The sequence below is a fragment of the Pseudomonas sp. 3B-A001-10F genome, from assembly GCF_056313565.1.
In genome coordinates this window covers 74,468-93,658 of sequence record NZ_JBQYFW010000013.1, presented here as the reverse complement: position 1 = coordinate 93,658, position 19,191 = coordinate 74,468, and the positions used below count along the sequence as shown (strand labels likewise).

Sequence of the window (19,191 nt, the reverse complement as noted above, 5' to 3'; positions counted from 1 at the left end):
CTGGCTTACATCATGCCGCCCATGCCACCCATGCCGCCCATGTCTGGCATGCCGCCGCCTGCAGCGCCGTCTTTCTTCGGCGCGTCAGCTACAGCTGCTTCGGTGGTCAGGATCAGACCGCCGATCGACGATGCCGCTTGCAGAGCGGAACGAGTCACCTTGGTTGGGTCCAGGATGCCCATTTCGATCATGTCGCCGTATTCGCCAGTCGCAGCGTTGTAACCGAAGTTACCTTTGCCGTTCTTGACTTCGTTGACGACAACGCTTGGCTCGTCGCCGCTGTTGGCAGCGATCTGACGCAGCGGTGCTTCAACAGCGCGACGCAGCACAGCGATACCCACGTCCTGATCAGCGTTGTCGCCTTTCAGGTCAACCAGGGTTTGCAGAGCGCGGATCAGCGCAACGCCACCGCCAGGTACCACGCCTTCTTCAACGGCTGCACGGGTTGCGTGCAGGGCGTCTTCAACGCGGGCCTTCTTCTCTTTCATTTCAACTTCGGAACCAGCGCCAACCTTGATCACTGCAACGCCGCCGGACAGCTTGGCCAGACGCTCTTGCAGTTTTTCACGGTCGTAGTCCGAGGAAGTTTCAGCAACCTGAGCACGGATCTGAGCGATACGCGCCTGGATGTCGGAATCTGCACCGGCACCGTCAACGATGATGGTGTTTTCCTTGGAAATGGTCACACGCTTGGCGCTGCCCAGGTTTTCCAGGGTAGCGGCTTCCAGGCTCAGGCCGATCTCTTCGGAGATAACGGTACCGCCGGTCAGAACTGCGATGTCCTGCAGCATGGCCTTGCGACGGTCGCCGAAGCCTGGCGCCTTGACGGCTGCGACTTTGACGATGCCACGCATGTTGTTCACAACCAGAGTCGCCAAGGCTTCGCCTTCAACGTCTTCGGAAACGATCAGCAGTGGACGGCCGGCTTTGGCAACGGCTTCCAGCACTGGCAGCATTTCACGGATGTTCGAGATCTTTTTGTCGACCAGCAGGATCAGCGGGCTGTCCAGCTCGGCAACCATGGTCTCTGGCTTGTTGACGAAGTACGGGGACAGGTAGCCACGGTCGAACTGCATGCCTTCAACAACCGACAGTTCGTTTTCCAGGCCAGTGCCTTCTTCAACGGTGATCACGCCTTCTTTACCGACTTTTTCCATGGCTTCGGCAATGATGTCGCCGATGGAGTTGTCGGAGTTGGCGGAGATGGTGCCTACCTGAGCGATTGCCTTGGTGTCAGCGCATGGCTTGGACAGGTTCTTCAGCTCTTTGACGATAGCGATGGTCGCCTTGTCGATACCGCGCTTCAGGTCCATCGGGTTCATGCCGGCAGCGACGGCTTTCAGGCCTTCGTTGACGATCGACTGAGCCAGAACGGTAGCGGTGGTAGTACCGTCACCAGCGTCATCGTTGGCACGGGAGGCAACGTCTTTGACCAGCTGCGCGCCCATGTTTTCGAAGCGATCTTCGAGTTCGATTTCTTTGGCGACGGAAACGCCGTCCTTGGTGATGGTCGGAGCGCCGAAGCTCTTCTCGATGATCACGTTACGGCCTTTCGGGCCCAGGGTCGCTTTTACTGCGTCAGCCAGGACGTTGACGCCCTTGAGCATTTTTTTACGGGCGGAATCGCCAAACAGAACTTCTTTAGCAGCCATGATCGATATTCCTTAAATACTTTGTAGTAGCGGGAAAATGAACGGGGTTATCAGCCTTCGATAACAGCGAGGATTTCGTTCTCGCTCATTACCAGCAGGTCTTCGCCGTCGACTTTCACTGTGTTGCTGCCGGAGTAAGGACCGAACACAACCTTGTCGCCTTCTTTCACGGACAGTGCACGCACTTCGCCGTTTTCCAGAGCTTTGCCCGGGCCTACAGCGAGAATCACACCGTGGTTGGCTTTTTCAGCAGCCGAACCTGGCAGGACGATACCGCCAGCGGTTTTCTTTTCTTCTTCGCTGCGACGGATTACGACGCGGTCATGCAGAGGACGAAGCTTCATTGTCGATCTCTCCTAATTGTGGTTTTCATCGGCCGGTGTAGTCCCGGCGGGTTTAACAAATCCGGCCTGCGCCGGTTGCGATTCGTCGAGCGAACCGCGGAAGTCTGTCCGGTTCAAATACCGGAAACCTTTCGGTGACCGATACATAAGGGCGCATAAGCTGATTACAAGGGCGAGGCGAAAAATTTTTCACCGATGTGTTGCACAAAAGCAGCCCATAAACGAACACGGCACCCGAAGGTGCCGTGTAGATAGAGCAGTTACTTGCTGTCGCGGTGTTCGAACTCGCCTTCGATCACATCACCCTCACGGCCCAAGGGCTGGCGCGGTGCAGGACCGCCACGGGGTTGCAGATCATCGGCAAACGCACGCTGGCGCATGGCCTGTTCTTCGGCGCGTTGGCGCATCTTGTTCGCCAGCAGTCGACGGCTGATTGGCAGCAGCATAACCAGACCGACCACGTCGCTGATGAAGCCCGGCAGGATCAACAGGCCACCGGCCAATGCCAGCATCAAACCTTCCAGCATGGTTTGTGCGGGCAATTCGCCGCGGTTCAGGCTTTCACGGGCACGCAATGCAGTGGCCAGACCGGCGACGCGCAGCACGAAAATGCCGAACATCGAGCCGACAATGATCAGCAGCAGGGCCGGGAAAAACCCGATAGCCCCTGCCACTTTGACGAATACGAACAGCTCCAGCACCGGAAACAGCAGAAAGAGCAACAGAAAAGGGCGCATCAAAGTTTCCTCAACGCAAGAAATGCCTTGCAGTAAGCCTTAGATGACGTCGCCCTTTCGTGAATTCAAGCACCAGCCACCTCATTTTTTGGCCAGACCTCGGCGTGAGCCAGAGAAACCAAGGCTTCGCGCACTTGTGTCGGCGTATTACAAGGTGCCGGGAAAGGCAGCCAGTACAACGCCTGACCGATGCGCAGGTGCATGCCCTCGGTGTCGATCCCGGCCAGTTGCGCCGGCACGGTTTTCGGCAGACCGGCCAGGTCGACGTAGTGCGCGATGGCTTTGGCGTGGTCACTGTTCATGTGCTCGACCATGCTGATTTCAGCCTTGCCGGCAAACGGATTGGCCAGGGTCAGTTGATCGACCCAGTGAATCGCGCCGAAACCGCCGATGTAGCGGTGACGCACCGGGTTCAGCACCCAGAAGTCAAAATCATGGGCCTTGTGATAGTTCTGCGAATCGGGGAAATAACGGTAGTAACGCTCGGCGGCGGCTTCGATCGCGGCAACGTCTTCGAGCTTTTGCGCCTCCGCCAGATAGGTCAGGCGACCAACGGCTTGCACATCATCTGCCTCGCGCTCGCCGACGAGCATCGAGCATTTCGGGTCTTTTTGCAGGTTGTGGGTGTGCTGCGCGATGCGGCTGATCAGGATCAGCGGCCGACCCTGCTCGTCCAGGCAGTACGGCACCACGGAGCCAAAAGGAAAACCGGGCATCGATTTGGAGTGGGTCGACAGCACTCCACGGTATTCCTTGAGAAGCAATTCTCGGGCATTCTTCGCCACTTCAACGCTCAATTTATGACTCCTTAAATAGAATCCGTCGAAAAAACGGACAGGCGCCCGGGATCAAGTCCCAGTCACGCCGGCGGGCAACTCTCATGTGCAACCCAGCCACGGCCGGTGCAGATCGGGAGTCGCTGAAAACAAAAACGACTCAGACTGCTATCGGGGCATGCGAATGCAACTCAACGACAAAGTAATCATTATCACCGGCGGTTGCCAGGGTTTGGGCCGTTCGATGGCCGAGTATTTCGCCGGCAAAGGCGCCAAGCTCGCGTTGGTCGACCTCAATCAGGAAAAACTCGACGACGCGGTCGCGGCCTGCAAAGCCAAGGGCGTCGAGGCGCGCAGCTATCTGTGCAACGTGGCCAATGAAGAGCAGGTCGAGCACATGGTCGCCCAGGTCGCCGCCGACTTCGGCGCGATCCACGGCCTGATCAACAACGCCGGGATCCTCCGTGATGGCTTGCTGCTCAAGGTCAAGGACGGCGAAATGACCAAGATGAGCCTGGCACAGTGGCAGGCAGTCATCGACGTTAACCTGACCGGCGTGTTCCTCTGCACCCGTGAGGTGGCGGCGAAAATGGTCGAGCTGAAGAACAGCGGCGCGATCATCAATATCTCGTCGATCTCGCGTGCAGGCAACGTTGGCCAGACCAACTATTCGGCGGCCAAGGCCGGTGTAGCGGCGGCGACGGTGACATGGGCGAAAGAACTGGCGCGATATGGCATTCGTGTGGCGGGGATTGCCCCGGGCTTCATTGAAACCGAGATGACCCTGGGCATGAAGCCGGAAGCGCTGGAGAAGATGACTTCGGGGATTCCGCTCAAGCGCATGGGCAAGCCGGAAGAGATCGCCCATTCGGCGGCGTATATTTTCGAAAACGACTACTACACCGGGCGGATTCTGGAGATGGATGGCGGGCTGCGCATCTAACTGCCAACACAAAACAAATGTAGGAGTGAGCCTGCTCGCGATTGCGGTCATTCATTCAACAAATCTGTTGAATGTTATTCCGCTATCGCGAGCAGGCTCACTCCTACAGGGTTATCGGTGTTGCGGATGTATCAATCGTCGCTGATGGTGATATTCGGCATCGCCGGCGTCGCCGCTTCCTGCAACACAATCCGCGCGCCGACATGGCGGGCCAGTTCCTGATAGACCATGGCAATCTGGCTGTCCGGCTCAGCAATCACCGTTGGCTTGCCGCCATCGGCCTGCTCGCGAATCAGCATCGACAGCGGCAGTGAAGCCAGCAGTTCGACGCCGTACTGGGTCGCCAGCTTCTCACCACCGCCCTCACCGAACAGATGCTCGGCATGCCCGCAGTTCGAGCAGATGTGCACGGCCATGTTTTCCACCACGCCCAGCACCGGAATGTTGACCTTGCGGAACATTTCCACGCCTTTGCGCGCGTCGAGCAAAGCCAGATCCTGTGGTGTGGTGACGATTACCGCGCCAGCCACCGGGACTTTCTGAGCCAGGGTCAGCTGGATATCACCGGTGCCGGGCGGCATGTCGATGACCAGATAATCCAGATCGCCCCACGCGGTTTGCGTGACCAATTGCAGCAACGCCCCGGAAACCATCGGCCCACGCCAGACCATCGGCGTGTTGTCGTCGGTCAGGAACGCCATCGACATGACTTCCACGCCGTGCGCCTTGAGCGGCACGAACCACTTCTGATCCTTGACCTCCGGGCGGGTGCGCTCGGGAATGCCGAACATGATGCCTTGGCTCGGGCCGTAGATATCGGCGTCGAGAATGCCGACCTTGGCGCCTTCACGGGCCAGGGCCAGGGCGAGGTTGGCGGCGGTGGTCGATTTGCCCACGCCGCCCTTGCCGGACGCTACGGCGACCACGTTCTTGACGTTGGCCAGCCCGGGAATCTGCGCCTGCGCCTTGTGCGCGGCGATCACGCTGTTCACCTCAACCTTGGCGATCACCACGCCATCGAGGTTTTCGATGGCCAGTTGCAGCAGTTGTGCCCAGCCGCTCTTGAACAGACCGGCGGCGTAACCGATTTCCAGCTGCACGTTGACGCGATCACCGACGATCTCGATGTGCTTCACGCAACCGGCGCTGACCGGATCCTGGTTAAGGTAGGGGTCGGTGTATTGGCTGAGGACGGCTTCCACCGCTGCGCGAGTGACGGCGCTCATGGGCAACTCCGATAACAAGACTGGGAATAGATGCCGGGTATCGTACCTGAAAAAGATCGCAGCCTTCGGCAGCTCCTGCAGGAGATCGACGTACATCTGCAGGAGCTGCCGCAGGCTGGGATTTTTTCCGTCTGCTCATCCAATGAAACAGGCGCACAGGGTGAAAAATATGCGCCAGCGCTTTATAGTGGCCGACCTCCGTTTCATCAAGTAGCGAAGCCCCACATGTCCGAACCACGCAAGATCCTCGTCACCAGCGCCCTGCCCTACGCCAACGGTTCGATTCACCTTGGCCATATGCTGGAATATATCCAGACCGATATGTGGGTGCGCTTCCAGAAGCATCGCGGCAACCAGTGCATTTATGTTTGCGCCGACGACGCCCACGGTTCGGCGATCATGCTGCGCGCGGAAAAGGAAGGCATCACCCCGGAACAACTGATCGCCAACGTACAGGCTGAACACAGCGCCGACTTTGCCGAGTTCCTGGTCGATTTCGACAACTTCCACTCCACTCACGCCGAAGAAAACCGTGAGCTGTCGAGCCAGATCTATATCAAGCTGCGTGACGCCGGGCACATTGCCCAACGCTCGATCACCCAGTATTTCGACCCGGAAAAGAAAATGTTCCTGGCCGACCGCTTCATCAAGGGCACCTGCCCGAAATGCGGCACTGAAGACCAGTACGGCGACAACTGCGAAAAATGCGGTGCAACCTACGCTCCAACCGATCTGAAGGATCCGAAGTCGGCGATCTCTGGCGCCACGCCGGTGCTCAAGGATTCCCAGCATTTCTTCTTCAAACTGCCAGACTTTCAGCAAATGCTGCAGACCTGGACCCGCAGCGGCACACTGCAAGACGCCGTGGCCAACAAGATCGCCGAATGGCTGGACGCCGGCCTGCAGCAGTGGGACATCTCCCGCGATGCGCCGTACTTCGGTTTCGAGATTCCGGGCGAGCCGGGCAAGTATTTCTACGTGTGGCTGGACGCGCCGATCGGCTACATGGCCAGCTTCAAGAACCTCTGCGACCGCACGCCGGAGCTGGACTTCGACGCGTTCTGGGGCAAGGACTCCACCGCCGAGCTGTACCATTTCATCGGCAAGGACATCGTCAACTTCCACGCGCTGTTCTGGCCAGCGATGCTCGAAGGCGCGGGCTACCGCAAGCCGACCGGCATCAACGTGCACGGCTACCTGACCGTCAACGGCCAGAAAATGTCCAAGTCGCGCGGCACCTTCATCAAGGCCCGGACGTATCTCGATCACCTGTCGCCGGAATACCTGCGCTACTACTACGCGGCCAAGCTGGGCCGTGGCGTCGATGACCTCGACCTGAACCTCGAAGATTTCGTGCAGAAGGTCAACTCCGACCTGGTCGGCAAAGTGGTCAACATTGCCAGCCGTTGCGCCGGTTTCATTCAAAAAGGCAACGCTGGCCTGCTGGTCGACCAAAACGCTGCGCCAGAGCTGACCGAGGCTTTCCTCGCCGCTGCGCCAAGCATTGCCGACGCCTATGAAGCACGCGACTTCGCCCGCGCCATGCGTGAAACCATGGCTCTGGCCGACCGCGCCAACGCCTGGATCGCCGACAAGGCGCCGTGGTCGTTGAACAAACAGGAAGGCAAACAGGATGAAGTCCAGGCGATCTGCGCCACCGCCATCAACCTGTTCCGCCAACTGGTGATCTTCCTCAAACCGGTGCTGCCGTTGCTGGCCGCCGATGCCGAGGCGTTCCTCAACGTCGCCCCGCTGACCTGGAACGACCACACCACGCTGCTGGCCAACCACCAGTTGAACGAATTCAAACCGTTGATGACCCGCATCGACCCGGTGAAAGTACAAGCCATGTCCGACGCCTCGAAAGAAGACCTGACCGCCAGCCAGACCGACACCGGTGCAACCGCTCCGGCCGGCAACGGCGAACTGGCCAAGGATCCGCTGTCGCCGGAAATCGACTTCGACGCCTTTGCCGCGATCGACCTGCGCGTCGCACTGATCGTCAAAGCCGAACACGTCGAAGGTGCTGACAAGCTGCTGCGCCTGACCCTGGACATCGGTGACGAGCAACGCAACGTGTTCTCCGGGATCAAGAGCGCGTACCCGGATCCGTCGAAACTCGACGGGCGCCTGACCATGATGATCGCCAACCTCAAGCCACGGAAAATGAAGTTCGGTATCTCCGAAGGCATGGTGATGGCCGCCGGCCCTGGCGGTGAAGAAATCTACCTGCTGAGCCCGGACAGCGGCGCCAAGCCGGGTCAACGCATCAAGTAAGGCCCGGCAACAAATCGATCCCATCGGCGTGCCCCGCATGCCGGTGGGATTTTTCATATCTGGCCCACCCTACGTGGCTGCCGGATAATGCCTAACCTTATGAGATAGCCGCCCGTTTCTCTGGCAGAACCATGACCGAACTCGTGCTTACGCTTATCAGTGCTGCGCTGCTTAACAACTTCGTGTTGCACTGGCCCCTGGGCGTCGATCCGCTGCTGGCGGGCAGTCGTCGCCAGGTGCATGCGCTGGGACTGGCGACGTTGTGCCTGATGCTGGTTGTGGGCGTAACCGCTTACGGGATCTGGCATTGGCTATTGGTGCCGCTTCATCTTGAAGCCCTGCGGCTGTTCGTGTTTCTGCCATTGAGTGTGTTGCTGATCGCACCGCTGCTGAAACTGTTGTCCGGCGGCTTTCACGGTCTGCCTTTCGACGGGCTATGGCCATTGTTGCTGGGCAATGCCGGAGTGCTCGGGCTGGCACTGATCAACGCGCAAAACGATCAAGGCCTGCCGCAGGCAATAGCGCTAAGTCTTGGCGCCGGGCTGGGTTTCTGGCTGGTGCTGAGCCTCTTCAGCGATTTGCGCGAGCGCACGGCCGACAACGATATCCCCCTGCCCTTTCGTGGCCTGCCGATTGATCTGATCGGCGCCGGACTGATCGCAGTGATTTTTCTCGGATTCAGTGGACTGATCAAAACATGAGTCTGATTCAACGCATCGATGCCCTCCTGCCGCAGACCCAATGCGGCAAGTGCGGTCATCCCGGATGCAAACCGTACGCACAAGGCATCGCCGAGGGCGAGCCGATCAACAAGTGCCCGCCGGGCGGTGACGAAACCATCGCGGCGCTGGCTGAACTGTTGAAAGTGCCGGTGCTGGAGCTGGACATCAGTCGCGGCTCGGCACCGCCGCAAGTGGCGTTTATCCGTGAAGCCGAATGCATTGGCTGCACCAAGTGCATTCAGGCCTGCCCGATCGACGCGATCGTCGGCGCGGCGAAACTGATGCACACGGTCATCGTCGACGAGTGCACCGGTTGCGATCTGTGTGTCGCACCGTGCCCGGTGGATTGCATCGAAATGCATCCATTGTCGCCGGGCACGTTGCCGGTGGTGGGCGGCCTCGCCGTCAGTCTCGACGAGCAGCGCGCGCGCGCGGCCAAACGCGATCACGCGCGTCAACGCTTCGAGCGCCGAAACGAGCGCTTGCACCGCGAAGAACAACAAAAACAGGCTGAGCGTGAAGCGCGGGCGAAACGGGCGGTGCAGCCTCAAGTGACCGCGACCGATCCGGTGCAGGCAGCATTGGAACGCGTGCGTGCGCAGAAAGCCGCCACCGTTGACGCGGCGCTGAAGAAAGCCAAAATTGATGTAGCGATGAGCCGCGCGCAATTGCACAAATCGTTGAAAGCCTTCGGTCATCCGCCGACGTTCGAGCAGCAGGCACAATTGATCGTGTTGCAGCAGCAGTTCGACGCGGCCGAGCAGGCCTTGGCGAAACTTGAAAGCAGCGCCCCGCCTGCCCCGGCAGTCACGGCCCCGGCGAAAGATGCCGACTTGAAACGGGCAAAAATCCAGTTGGCAATGCGTCGTGCCGAACTGAAAAAAGCCCAAACCGCCGAAGCGGCGCCCGAACAGATCGCCGCGCTGGAACAAGCACTGCGCGATGCCGAACAGGCCCTGCACGCCGCCGAAGCTACAAGCGATCAGCCGTTGCCTGACCTGGTGCGCGTCGAAAAACGCCCGGTCGACAGCCAGCTTCGCCAGTTGAAAACCGAATTGGCCTATGCCCGCGCCGACCTCAACAAACTCGAACGGCGCGCCGACACGCCCACCGAAATCCTCGCCAAGGCCCGCGCCCGCCTGCAAGACGCCGAGCGCCAGGTGCAAGATCATGTTGCCCCTTGAGGCACCGGACAATCGCCTGCAACAGGCAATGAAGCTGGTGCTGCTGGCCGCTTTGCCGGGGCTGCTCGGACTGTTCTGGCTGTACGGTTGGGGGGTGTTGATCAATCTGACTCTGGCGGCCACCACAGCACTGATTGTCGAAGCAGCGGTCCTGCACCTGCGTCGACAGCTCCTGCAGCCAGCGCTGAGCGACGGCAGCGCGCTGGTCAGCGCGACATTGCTGGCTGCTGCCCTGCCACCTTATTGCCCCTGGTGGCTGACGGTAACGGCCATGGCTGCGGGTCTGCTGTTCGGCAAGCACGTGTACGGCGGCGTCGGCAAAAACCCGTTCAATCCGGCAATGCTCGGGTTTGCCCTGGCCATGGTGATGTTCCCGCAACCAATGACCCATTGGCCGGCTCATGGCCTGGATCTGACGGCAACGTTTCAACAAGTGTTCGGCGCAGGTCAGGCGCCGGATGCTTGGGTCCAGGCCACCGTACTGGACAGTCTGCGCATCAATAAAAGCCTGACCATGGACGAGCTGTTCACCAGCAATCCAGGCTTCGGTCGATGGGGCGGACACGGTGTGGAATGGGTGAATCTGGCGTTCCTCGCCGGTGGGGTGTTTCTGCTGCAGCGCCGCGTTTTCAGTTGGCATGCGCCAGTGGGCATGCTCGTCAGCCTGTTTGTCATCAGTCTGCTGTGCTGGAACGGTTCCGGGTCGGACTCGCATGGGTCACCGCTGTTTCACCTGCTCAGTGGCGCGACCATGCTGGGGGCGTTCTTTATCATCACTGAACCGGTCTCTGGCGCTAAGAGTGCGCTTGCCCGTCTGCTGTTCGGAGGCAGTGTCGGGCTGCTGACTTACGTGATTCGAACCTGGGGTGGATACCCGGATGGCGTGGCGTTCGCAGTGCTGCTGATGAATCTTTGCGTGCCTGCGCTGGAGCGATTTGCCGCGAGCCGCCAGTCAGAGGTGCGCCCATGAATCGCACGGCCAGCGCGTCTATTGTGCTGCTGTTGGCGGTCATCGGCGTCGCTGTGACTTATGTTGTATACCGTAGTACTGCAGCGCAAATTGCCAGCGAGCAGCGCTTGATCGAAAGCCGCAAACTGCTGGATCTGCTTCCACTCGATGCCTACGACAATCAACCGCTCGAGCAGCCTTTGGCCTTGGCAGACTTGAACTTGAGCCATAGCACCTTGACGGGTGGCTATCGCGCGACCAAACGCGGCCAGACCGTTGCGATCTTGCTGCACAGTCAAACCCAGGGTTATGCGGGCGCCATCGAACTGTTGATCGCCATCGATGCCAGCGGCAAATTGCTCGGTGTAAAAACCCTTAAACAAAGCGAAACGCTAGGACTAGGCGGGCACTTGGGTGACTGGCCGAATACCTGGCTACAGTCGTTTATCGGCACATCGAGCAAGGAGCCGACAGATGCGGGATGGGCGCTGAAAAAGGATCAGGGACAACTTGATCAAATAGCTGGCGCGACCATCACCTCGCGCGCAGCCATCAGCGCGATCCATGATGCCCTGCGCTACTTCGATGAACATCGGGCCGCGCTGCTGGGAAACGGAACATGAACCGACCAGTAGTTCTCTCGAACACTTTGATGCTGACATTGCTGCTTGGCACCAGTGACTCACTGGCAGGTGGCGTGGGGACATTATTGATGTTCGTTACTGTCGCAGGCATGTATGGCCTGTGCATGGCTGCTTTGCGACCACGGCTCACAGAAAAAAGCGTGTTGCTCGCCAGCGTGTTGCTCGCCGCGACCCTCACCAGTTGCGCAGATCTTTTGGCGCAACGCTGGTTTCTGCCCTGGCAGCAAACCTTCGGACTCTATGTCGGCCTGATCGCCTTGCAATGCGTGGTGCTGGAGCACAACGGGTTCTGGCGGCAGTCGTGGATCGAGCGGCTCAAACTCTGCGGCATGTTCGGCGGATTGCTGCTCGGGCTCGCCGGGCTGCGTGAACTCGTCGGTCACGGCAGTCTCGGCCGGGGACTGTTCGAACACTGGCCTGGTCTTGTTGTATTTGGCGAAGGGCTGCACCTGATCACGTTGATCCCCGGTGCTTTTATTTTGTTGGCGCTGCTGCTGGCGGCGCGTCAGGCGATAGTTCGCCCGAACTCGATATCCAAGGAAACACATCGCTCATGAATGCAGCAAAACGCCTGGAGATTTTCCGCCGCCTGCACGAAGACAACCCGGAACCGAAGACCGAACTGGCCTACTCCTCGCCGTTCGAGTTGTTGATCGCGGTGATTCTTTCGGCGCAATCGACAGACGTCGGCGTCAACAAGGCCACGGCAAAGCTGTTCCCGGTTGCCAACACGCCAGCGGCGATCCACGCTTTGGGCGTCGAGGGGCTATCCGAATACATCAAGACGATCGGCCTCTACAACAGCAAGGCCAAGAACGTCATCGAAACCTGCCGCTTACTGGTCGAACGCCATGGCAGCGAAGTCCCGCAAACCCGTGAAGAGCTCGAAGCCCTGCCGGGAGTGGGCCGCAAGACCGCCAACGTCGTACTCAACACGGCTTTCCGCCAACTGACCATGGCCGTCGACACCCATATCTTTCGGGTCAGCAACCGCACCGGCATTGCACCGGGTAAAAACGTGGTCGAAGTGGAAAAGAAGCTGATGAAGTTTGTACCCAAAGAATTCCTTCTCGACTCCCATCACTGGCTGATACTTCATGGCCGTTATGTGTGTCTGGCCCGCAAGCCACGCTGCGGCAGTTGCCGGATCGAAGACCTGTGCGAGTACAAGGACAAAACTTCGGACGATTGACCGGCTATTGGAATAATTGATAAGTCGATTGAAAAAATCTTTTTTACCCGCCGCAGGAATATCGATATAAGGAGCGCCAAAGGCATTCTTAGCCGGGAGTTAGCTGATGAGTAGCGACAAAGAGCCACTTGATGTAGATGATGATATCGCTGCGGAAACTGAGGACACCGAACCTGTGGTCGAAGTCGCCAAGACCAATCTCAGCAAGCGCCGTACGATCGATAACCTGCTTGAGGAGCGCCGACTGCAAAAGCAATTGGCCGATTACGATTTTGATGACTGATATTTGAAAGCCTCCCGAAATGGAGGCTTTTCACTTTCTGCGGCTAGCTGAGTTCGACCGGCCCATCACCCTGTCAGCCATCGATACATTCAGACCAGACCATTACGCTGCGCCAACTCGATCAGATCAACCAGGGATCGCGCATTGAGCTTCAACAACAAGCGCGTCTTGTAGGTGCTTACGGTTTTGTTGCTCAAAAACATGCCATCGGCAATTTCCTTGTTTGTCTTGCCTCGCGCCAACTGCTGCAACACCATCATTTCCCGACCGGACAGACGATCCACCATGTCGGCTTCACTGGCATTGCCCAGACTGGTGCGGACTGTATGCAAAGCCTGATTGGGAAAATAACTATAGCCCGACAATACCGCCTTGATCGCACTGAGCAACTCGGTCAGGTCCTGTTGTTTACAGACATAGCCGGCCGCTCCCGACTGCATGCAGCGCATTGAAAAGTGCCCGGGAGCCTGGGAGGTCAACACCAGAACTTTAATAGGCATGGCCGTCGTAGTCAGGCGCGCGATAACTTCCAGACCATCAAGCTTTGGTATTCCAATATCCAGAATGACAATATCCGGCATTTGTTCTCGAGCAAGTTGTAACGCATCCACACCGTTATCAGTTTCTGCGATGACTTCGTAGCCATGACGTTCCATCAGCATACGTACCGCAAGACGAATGACAGGGTGATCATCCACGATCAGCACTTTATTCATGGGCAAGTCCAGTTTCGCTGTTCGAATTTTTAGAACACGCACAATAGCCCAGTCACTTGCTCTATGGCATGCCAGTGTTAACACGCACCTGCATCGAGAGACATACCCTACAGTCATTGCGGACTATTCCTACAAAAAGCCGCTACCCCCAGTAAACATCCGACGTTACTCCCTCCTCCACTCACGGAAATATTTCGCTTCTAACTTGTTACAGACTACGACTAACGACACAGAAGTCATGCCTTGTCGCTGAGTTTCACTATGCCCGAACGGCCATGACACGTGCAAATCTGCGCTCGGCCGAGAACTTTGATTATCAACCCGAAACACAATGCAACAGCCGACACACCCACCTCACTACTTCAAACCCGCTATAAACACTTGAAACAAGATATTTATACCTAACACAATACTTTTGCTATAAATACAAGTATTTGAAAGCCGATTACCAAGCTACTCAATCCACACATACTTACCACTAACGAGACAGATCAAACACAAGAGTACAAGCATGTTGAAAATAAAAAACAAAATCACTAACCCAATGACGGTAATTGCCATATTTGCAGCTATTTCGGAAACATCAGCCGCCATTTCGCTGCCTTTTCTAGACAACAAGGACAGAGAGATCTACGTATGGTTTCTGATCAGCTTTCCGTTCTACTTGCTGTTTCTATTTTTTATAACTTTAAACTTTAACTACCGTTCCCTCTACTCACCCTCGGACTTCGGCAAGGACAAAAACTTTCTTAAAGTAATCGATAACAACGATCGCGAGAACAAACGAAATACACCGCCCTTGGCGCCAGCCACGCAAGGGGCATTTGGACTATCAAGTTGTATCGTGCCCAGCGAGTCAGGCCCAACCGAATGCAAGGACGCGTGCAAAGTCCACAACGCGCCTGACCCGCCATCGGCCATCAACTCGAAACCGAACCTGATTGTTCAGCACAACATTCAGTTGCCCGCGTGGGTCAGTGACCTGCACCTCATCGACGTTCGGGGTGTCGATGCATCGAGAGAGTTAGCCACGATTCTGGAAAACATCCGGAACCTGGACCGGAAAACTCCCCGGGTGGTGGTGTTTCTTTCCAATCATGTATCGGATGTTTTACTGACGCAGCATTCATTGCTGAAGATCAGGCACGTCAGGAAAGGCTCAGGCAAAACGATTTGTATTGTTTATAACCTTTGCGCACAGGCGGTAACGCTGCTGGGACGGGCATGAAAGATGAGTCGTAGCCACAGATGCCAAGATCAGGAACAGGCTTCAATCAGACGCAAACAAACAATCATGCAAAAAGGGCGGCCATGTCTCGATGACAAGGCCGCCCTTTTCATTACGCTTCAGACCAGAACGCTTAGAACAGCTTGCGGCCCTTGTTGGCAGCAATGCGCATGCGCAGCGCGTTGAGCTTGATGAAGCCCGCGGCATCAGCCTGGTTGTAAGCACCGCCGTCTTCTTCGAAGGTCGCGATGTTGGAATCGAACAGCGAATCGTCGGACTTGCGGCCGGTAACGATCACGTTGCCTTTGTACAACTTCAGGCGCACAACGCCGTTCACGTTGACCTGCGAAGCGTCGATCATCTGCTGCAGCATCAGACGCTCTGGGCTCCACCAGTAACCGGTGTAGATCAGGCTGGCGTATTTCGGCATCAGCTCGTCTTTGAGGTGAGCGACTTCGCGGTCCAGGGTGATCGATTCGATGGCGCGGTGAGCGCGCAGCATGATGGTGCCGCCCGGGGTTTCGTAGCAGCCACGGGACTTCATGCCAACGTAACGGTTTTCGACAATGTCGAGACGGCCGATACCGTGAGCGCCACCGATCTTGTTCAGCGTCGCCAGCACGGTGGCCGGAGTCATTTCGACGCCGTCCAGTGCAACGATGTCGCCGTTGCGGTAGGTCAGTTCCAGGTATTGCGCTTTGTCAGGAGCGTTCTCCGGGGAGACGGTCCATTTCCACATGTCTTCTTCGTGCTCGGTCCAGGTGTCTTCCAGCACGCCGCCTTCATATGAGATGTGCAGCAGGTTGGCGTCCATCGAGTACGGGGACTTCTTCTTGCCGTGACGCTCGATCGGGATCGCGTGCTTCTCGGCGTAGTCCATCAGCTTCTCGCGGGACAGCAGGTCCCACTCGCGCCAAGGCGCGATCACTTTCACGCCTGGCTTGAGCGCGTAGGCACCCAGTTCGAAACGCACCTGGTCGTTACCCTTGCCGGTGGCGCCATGGGAAATGGCGTCAGCGCCGGTTTCGTTGGCGATTTCGATCAGACGTTTGGCGATCAGCGGACGCGCGATGGAAGTACCCAGCAGGTACTCGCCTTCGTAAACGGTGTTGGCGCGGAACATCGGGAACACGAAATCACGCACGAACTCTTCGCGCAGGTCGTCGATGTAGATTTCTTTGACGCCCATGGCCTGAGCCTTGGCGCGGGCCGGCTCGACCTCTTCGCCTTGACCGAGATCAGCGGTGAAGGTCACCACTTCACAGTTATAAGTATCCTGCAGCCACTTGAGGATCACCGAAGTGTCCAGGCCGCCGGAATACGCCAGAACGACCTTGTTTACGTCCGCCATGCCATCACTCCACGGGGTTCTACGGAAAGCCGAGGAGTCTACCGCCCAAACGCGATAATTTACAGAGGCGCGACAGCTTAAGACGACAAAGCGACAGAATCTGTCGAGAGCGCGACGATGACCGGCGAGTCAGGAAGTCGCCGCAGTATTGGCTGGCGTGCTCGCTTGCGGTGCCGGAGCCGCGACCGGCGCCACGCGCGCCAGTTTGACATTGACCCGACGGTTCTTCGCGCGATTGGCCGCGTTGGTGTTCGGCACAATGGGATATTGCTCGCCATGGAAACGCACGGTGATCTGCGATTCCTGAATGCCGTTGGCCTTGAAGAAGTCGACCACCGCCAGCGCGCGGCGGCGCGACAGTTCACGGTTGGTCAGGCGATTACCGCTGTTGTCGGAATGGCCGTCGAGTTCGATGTGATTGACCGTCGGATCGGCCTTCATGTATTCGAGCATCACTTGCAGCTTGGCTTTAGCGGCAGGATCCAGGTCAACGCCTTCGCCGGGGAAGCCGATCTGCGACTGTTTGATCTGGTCGAAATTCTGCGGTAGCAATTTCGCCACACATGTCTGGTAATCGTTGAAGGCTTTGCTGAACTTGACCGGCAACAGGCGTACTTCAGAGACACGGCCATCGCCTGAAGCACGCCGTACGACCGGGCTGCGCCCGTCCAGCAGGCCGCTGATCAAACCGCCGGCCTGGGACTGCGAACTGCTGAACAAGACGTTGCCGCTGCCGAGCCTTACAGAACCCAGATTGATGTCACCACGGCCCGGCTGCCAAGGCGCAGCCGCTGCCAGCAACGTTGCAGAGCCGCCGCCGAGCATGGCGTTGTAGGCGTTCAGACGGAATATCGCCTGCTCGCCGGCCTTGCGCACGAACTCACCCGAGCCGAAATCAGTGATCGGTTGGGTCAGACGACATTCGAACTTGTCGCCGGCGACCGTCCACTCAATGTTCTCCAGACGGGTCTGGTACGTGAGCGCCATCGCCGGAAGGCTGGCAAACACACTGAGCAAGGCTAAATAACGCTGGCGCACGGGAGGCTCCATTGGCTTCTGAAACACAAAGACCGATTCACACTATGTTTACGGCATACCTACGGGATATCGGAAGGTTCCGGCAAAACTTGATAGCGAGTGCCTGCAAGAGTCTTTTCCGGTAGCATTCGCCTCAGTTTGACCCGCCTGGAATCCCCTCATGTCCGACCGCCTGACCCTGCTGCGTCCCGACGACTGGCACATTCATCTTCGCGATGGTGCCGTGTTGACCAATACCGTTGCCGATGTTGCGCGCACTTTTGGCCGCGCCATCATCATGCCCAACCTGGTACCACCGGTGCGCAACGCCGCTGAAGCCGACGGCTATCGCCAGCGGATTCTTGCTGCCCGCCCGGCCGGCAGTCGCTTCGAACCGCTGATGGTGCTGTACCTCACCGACCGCACCCAGCCCGAAGAAATTCGTGAAGCCAAGGCCAGTGGTTTTGTGCACGCAGCCAAGCTGTACCCGGCCGGCGCGACCACCAACTCCGATTCCGGGGTAACCAGCATCGACAAGATCTTCCCGGCACTGGAAGCCATGGCCGAAGTCGGCATGCCGTTGCTGATCCACGGTGAAGTCACCCGTGGCGACGTCGATGTGTTCGACCGCGAAAAGATCTTCATCGACGAGCACATGCGCCGCGTGGTCGAGCGCTTCCCGACGCTGAAAGTGGTGTTTGAACACATCACCACCGGTGACGCCGTGCAGTTCGTCAACGAGGCTTCGGCCAACGTAAGCGCGACCATCACCGCGCATCACCTGCTGTACAACCGCAACCACATGCTGGTGGGCGGGATTCGGCCGCACTTCTATTGCCTGCCGATCCTCAAGCGCAATACGCACCAGGAAGCCCTGCTCGACGCCGCCACCAGTGGCAGCGCGAAGTTCTTCCTCGGCACCGACTCGGCGCCGCACGCCCAGCACGCCAAGGAAGCCGCTTGCGGCTGTGCCGGCTGCTACACCGCGTACGCCGCCATCGAGATGTACGCCGAAGCCTTCGAACAGCGTAATGCGCTGGACAAACTCGAAGCCTTCGCCAGCCTCAACGGCCCGCGTTTCTACGGCCTGCCGGCGAACACCGATCGCATCACCCTGGTTCGTGAAGAATGGACCGCCCCGACCAGCCTGCCGTTTGGCGAGCTGACCGTTATCCCGCTGCGCGCCGGTGAAAAACTGCGCTGGCGCCTGCTGGAGGAACACGCGTGAGTGAAGACCATTTCGACGACGAACTGGACGGTCAAAGTGGTGGTGGCGGTTCCCGTCACCCGATGGCAGCACGCTTTCGCGGCTACCTGCCGGTTGTCGTTGACGTAGAAACCGGCGGCTTCAACTCGGCCACCGATGCGTTGCTGGAGATTGCCGCGACCACCATCGCCATGGATGAAAAGGGTTTTGTATACCCGGATCACACCTACTTCTTCCGCGTTGAGCCGTTCGAAGGCGCCAACATCGAAGCAGCGGCGCTGGAGTTCACCGGAATCAAGCTGGACCATCCACTGCGCATGGCGGTCAGCGAAGAAACCGCGCTGACCGACATCTTCCGTGGCATTCGCAAGGCGCTGAAGGCCAATGGCTGCAAGCGCGCGATTCTGGTCGGGCACAACAGCAGCTTCGATCTTGGCTTCCTGAACGCAGCCGTTGCGCGCCTGGACATGAAACGCAACCCGTTCCACCCGTTCTCCAGCTTCGACACTGCGACGCTGGCTGGTCTGGCATACGGTCAAACCGTGCTGGCGAAAGCCTGCCAGGCCGCCGACATCGATTTCGACGGTCGTGAGGCGCACTCGGCGCGATACGACACCGAGAAAACCGCTGAGCTGTTCTGCGGCATCGTCAATCGCTGGAAACAGATGGGCGGCTGGGAAGATTTCGACGACTGATTGATGGTCGTCGGGTAAATCCCGCGCATGAAAAAACCGGCCACGTGG

The 19,191-nt window shown here is 58.2% G+C and carries 20 protein-coding genes; 12 read left to right on the top strand and 8 right to left on the bottom strand.

The window, feature by feature from the left end; all coding sequences use genetic code 11:
* Positions 1 to 5: 5 nt before the first annotated feature.
* From groL to AC0ZWN_RS14495, 4 genes are all read right to left on the bottom strand, one after another.
* The gene (groL, locus tag AC0ZWN_RS14510; protein WP_093430563.1) at positions 6 to 1,652 is read right to left on the bottom strand and encodes a chaperonin GroEL; all 1,647 of its coding nucleotides are present in this window, start codon (positions 1,650 to 1,652) and stop codon (positions 6 to 8) included.
* Positions 1,653 to 1,702: 50 nt separating this feature from the next.
* Entirely contained in the window at positions 1,703 to 1,996 is a 294-nt protein-coding gene (locus AC0ZWN_RS14505; protein WP_007916610.1) for a co-chaperone GroES, read from the bottom strand.
* A gap of 260 nt (positions 1,997 to 2,256) precedes the next feature.
* Positions 2,257 to 2,733 carry an FxsA family protein gene (locus AC0ZWN_RS14500; RefSeq protein ID WP_460096755.1) on the bottom strand — a complete coding sequence of 159 codons (477 nt, stop codon included), beginning with the start codon at positions 2,731 to 2,733 and terminating at the stop codon, positions 2,257 to 2,259.
* A gap of 65 nt (positions 2,734 to 2,798) precedes the next feature.
* Entirely contained in the window at positions 2,799 to 3,530 is a 732-nt protein-coding gene (locus AC0ZWN_RS14495) for a HugZ family pyridoxamine 5'-phosphate oxidase (RefSeq protein WP_476335506.1), read from the bottom strand.
* Between the two features lie 163 nt (positions 3,531 to 3,693).
* Between AC0ZWN_RS14495 and AC0ZWN_RS14490 the strand changes: the two genes are divergently transcribed.
* Complete coding sequence (locus tag AC0ZWN_RS14490) at positions 3,694 to 4,452, top strand: SDR family oxidoreductase (protein ID WP_053123391.1); 759 nt, start codon at positions 3,694 to 3,696, stop codon at positions 4,450 to 4,452.
* A 131-nt stretch (positions 4,453 to 4,583) separates the two neighbouring features.
* Here the strand turns inward: AC0ZWN_RS14490 and apbC are convergent, their stop codons facing one another.
* Positions 4,584 to 5,678: an iron-sulfur cluster carrier protein ApbC gene (apbC, locus tag AC0ZWN_RS14485; protein ID WP_095123282.1), complete on the bottom strand. Its 1,095-nt coding sequence runs from the start codon at positions 5,676 to 5,678 to the stop codon at positions 4,584 to 4,586.
* A gap of 225 nt (positions 5,679 to 5,903) precedes the next feature.
* Between apbC and metG the strand changes: the two genes are divergently transcribed.
* The 8 genes from metG (at position 5,904) to AC0ZWN_RS14445 (ending at position 12,929) form a co-directional block, all read left to right on the top strand.
* The gene (gene metG, locus AC0ZWN_RS14480) at positions 5,904 to 7,955 is read left to right on the top strand and encodes a methionine--tRNA ligase (protein ID WP_476335503.1); all 2,052 of its coding nucleotides are present in this window, start codon (positions 5,904 to 5,906) and stop codon (positions 7,953 to 7,955) included.
* 131 nt (positions 7,956 to 8,086) lie between these two features.
* Positions 8,087 to 8,656: an electron transport complex protein RnfA gene (locus tag AC0ZWN_RS14475; RefSeq protein WP_476335501.1), complete on the top strand. Its 570-nt coding sequence runs from the start codon at positions 8,087 to 8,089 to the stop codon at positions 8,654 to 8,656.
* On the top strand, positions 8,653 to 9,861 hold the full coding sequence (gene rsxB, locus AC0ZWN_RS14470) for an electron transport complex subunit RsxB (RefSeq protein WP_476335500.1): 1,209 nt from the start codon (positions 8,653 to 8,655) through the stop codon (positions 9,859 to 9,861). Before AC0ZWN_RS14475 ends, rsxB begins: the two co-directional genes overlap by 4 nt.
* Positions 9,848 to 10,831 (top strand): RnfABCDGE type electron transport complex subunit D, encoded by a 984-nt coding sequence (locus tag AC0ZWN_RS14465; RefSeq protein WP_476335499.1) that lies wholly within the window; start codon positions 9,848 to 9,850, stop codon positions 10,829 to 10,831. The genes rsxB and AC0ZWN_RS14465 overlap by 14 nt, the downstream gene beginning before the upstream one ends.
* On the top strand, positions 10,828 to 11,433 hold the full coding sequence (locus AC0ZWN_RS14460; RefSeq protein ID WP_476335498.1) for an RnfABCDGE type electron transport complex subunit G: 606 nt from the start codon (positions 10,828 to 10,830) through the stop codon (positions 11,431 to 11,433). The genes AC0ZWN_RS14465 and AC0ZWN_RS14460 overlap by 4 nt, the downstream gene beginning before the upstream one ends.
* Complete coding sequence (locus AC0ZWN_RS14455; protein WP_476335497.1) at positions 11,430 to 12,011, top strand: Rnf-Nqr domain containing protein; 582 nt, start codon at positions 11,430 to 11,432, stop codon at positions 12,009 to 12,011. Before AC0ZWN_RS14460 ends, AC0ZWN_RS14455 begins: the two co-directional genes overlap by 4 nt.
* Positions 12,008 to 12,646: an endonuclease III gene (gene nth, locus AC0ZWN_RS14450; protein ID WP_008079405.1), complete on the top strand. Its 639-nt coding sequence runs from the start codon at positions 12,008 to 12,010 to the stop codon at positions 12,644 to 12,646. Before AC0ZWN_RS14455 ends, nth begins: the two co-directional genes overlap by 4 nt.
* A 106-nt stretch (positions 12,647 to 12,752) precedes the next feature.
* A complete protein-coding gene (locus tag AC0ZWN_RS14445) occupies positions 12,753 to 12,929 on the top strand; it encodes a PA3496 family putative envelope integrity protein (protein ID WP_093430574.1) in 177 nt (58 codons plus the stop codon).
* Between the two features lie 89 nt (positions 12,930 to 13,018).
* Here the strand turns inward: AC0ZWN_RS14445 and AC0ZWN_RS14440 are convergent, their stop codons facing one another.
* Positions 13,019 to 13,645, bottom strand: a complete 627-nt coding sequence (locus tag AC0ZWN_RS14440; protein ID WP_064119001.1) for a response regulator transcription factor — start codon at positions 13,643 to 13,645, stop codon at positions 13,019 to 13,021.
* Positions 13,646 to 14,156: 511 nt separating this feature from the next.
* Between AC0ZWN_RS14440 and AC0ZWN_RS14435 the strand changes: the two genes are divergently transcribed.
* Positions 14,157 to 14,873: a hypothetical protein gene (locus AC0ZWN_RS14435; protein ID WP_476335495.1), complete on the top strand. Its 717-nt coding sequence runs from the start codon at positions 14,157 to 14,159 to the stop codon at positions 14,871 to 14,873.
* 133 nt (positions 14,874 to 15,006) lie between these two features.
* Here AC0ZWN_RS14435 and AC0ZWN_RS14430 read toward each other — a convergent pair whose 3' ends face one another.
* Together AC0ZWN_RS14430 and AC0ZWN_RS14425 are read right to left on the bottom strand one after the other, a co-directional pair.
* Positions 15,007 to 16,224 carry an argininosuccinate synthase gene (locus AC0ZWN_RS14430; RefSeq protein WP_007916658.1) on the bottom strand — a complete coding sequence of 406 codons (1,218 nt, stop codon included), beginning with the start codon at positions 16,222 to 16,224 and terminating at the stop codon, positions 15,007 to 15,009.
* 129 nt (positions 16,225 to 16,353) lie between these two features.
* Positions 16,354 to 17,262: a flagellar protein MotY gene (locus AC0ZWN_RS14425; RefSeq protein WP_186622884.1), complete on the bottom strand. Its 909-nt coding sequence runs from the start codon at positions 17,260 to 17,262 to the stop codon at positions 16,354 to 16,356.
* Positions 17,263 to 17,422: 160 nt separating this feature from the next.
* Here AC0ZWN_RS14425 and pyrC point away from each other — a divergent pair, with 160 nt between their 5' ends.
* Together pyrC and rnt are read left to right on the top strand one after the other, a co-directional pair.
* Positions 17,423 to 18,469, top strand: coding sequence for a dihydroorotase (pyrC, locus tag AC0ZWN_RS14420; RefSeq protein WP_476335494.1), 1,047 nt, complete (start codon positions 17,423 to 17,425; stop codon positions 18,467 to 18,469).
* Complete coding sequence (gene rnt / locus AC0ZWN_RS14415; RefSeq protein WP_007916667.1) at positions 18,466 to 19,143, top strand: ribonuclease T; 678 nt, start codon at positions 18,466 to 18,468, stop codon at positions 19,141 to 19,143. The genes pyrC and rnt overlap by 4 nt, the downstream gene beginning before the upstream one ends.
* Positions 19,144 to 19,191 lie beyond the last annotated feature (48 nt).

Excerpts from the sequence above, each read along its gene's own strand:
- groL (WP_093430563.1), bottom strand. The coding sequence starts at position 1,652 with ATGGCTGCTAAAGAAGTTCTGTTTGGCGATTCCGCCCGTAAAAAAATG.
- AC0ZWN_RS14505 (WP_007916610.1), bottom strand. The coding sequence starts at position 1,996 with ATGAAGCTTCGTCCTCTGCATGACCGCGTCGTAATCCGTCGCAGCGAA.
- AC0ZWN_RS14500 (WP_460096755.1), bottom strand. The coding sequence starts at position 2,733 with ATGCGCCCTTTTCTGTTGCTCTTTCTGCTGTTTCCGGTGCTGGAGCTG.
- AC0ZWN_RS14490 (WP_053123391.1), top strand. The coding sequence starts at position 3,694 with ATGCAACTCAACGACAAAGTAATCATTATCACCGGCGGTTGCCAGGGT.
- apbC (WP_095123282.1), bottom strand. The coding sequence starts at position 5,678 with ATGAGCGCCGTCACTCGCGCAGCGGTGGAAGCCGTCCTCAGCCAATAC.
- metG (WP_476335503.1), top strand. The coding sequence starts at position 5,904 with ATGTCCGAACCACGCAAGATCCTCGTCACCAGCGCCCTGCCCTACGCC.
- AC0ZWN_RS14475 (WP_476335501.1), top strand. The coding sequence starts at position 8,087 with ATGACCGAACTCGTGCTTACGCTTATCAGTGCTGCGCTGCTTAACAAC.
- rsxB (WP_476335500.1), top strand. The coding sequence starts at position 8,653 with ATGAGTCTGATTCAACGCATCGATGCCCTCCTGCCGCAGACCCAATGC.
- AC0ZWN_RS14465 (WP_476335499.1), top strand. The coding sequence starts at position 9,848 with ATGTTGCCCCTTGAGGCACCGGACAATCGCCTGCAACAGGCAATGAAG.
- AC0ZWN_RS14460 (WP_476335498.1), top strand. The coding sequence starts at position 10,828 with ATGAATCGCACGGCCAGCGCGTCTATTGTGCTGCTGTTGGCGGTCATC.
- AC0ZWN_RS14455 (WP_476335497.1), top strand. The coding sequence starts at position 11,430 with ATGAACCGACCAGTAGTTCTCTCGAACACTTTGATGCTGACATTGCTG.
- nth (WP_008079405.1), top strand. The coding sequence starts at position 12,008 with ATGAATGCAGCAAAACGCCTGGAGATTTTCCGCCGCCTGCACGAAGAC.
- AC0ZWN_RS14445 (WP_093430574.1), top strand. The coding sequence starts at position 12,753 with ATGAGTAGCGACAAAGAGCCACTTGATGTAGATGATGATATCGCTGCG.
- AC0ZWN_RS14440 (WP_064119001.1), bottom strand. The coding sequence starts at position 13,645 with ATGAATAAAGTGCTGATCGTGGATGATCACCCTGTCATTCGTCTTGCG.
- AC0ZWN_RS14435 (WP_476335495.1), top strand. The coding sequence starts at position 14,157 with ATGTTGAAAATAAAAAACAAAATCACTAACCCAATGACGGTAATTGCC.
- AC0ZWN_RS14430 (WP_007916658.1), bottom strand. The coding sequence starts at position 16,224 with ATGGCGGACGTAAACAAGGTCGTTCTGGCGTATTCCGGCGGCCTGGAC.
- pyrC (WP_476335494.1), top strand. The coding sequence starts at position 17,423 with ATGTCCGACCGCCTGACCCTGCTGCGTCCCGACGACTGGCACATTCAT.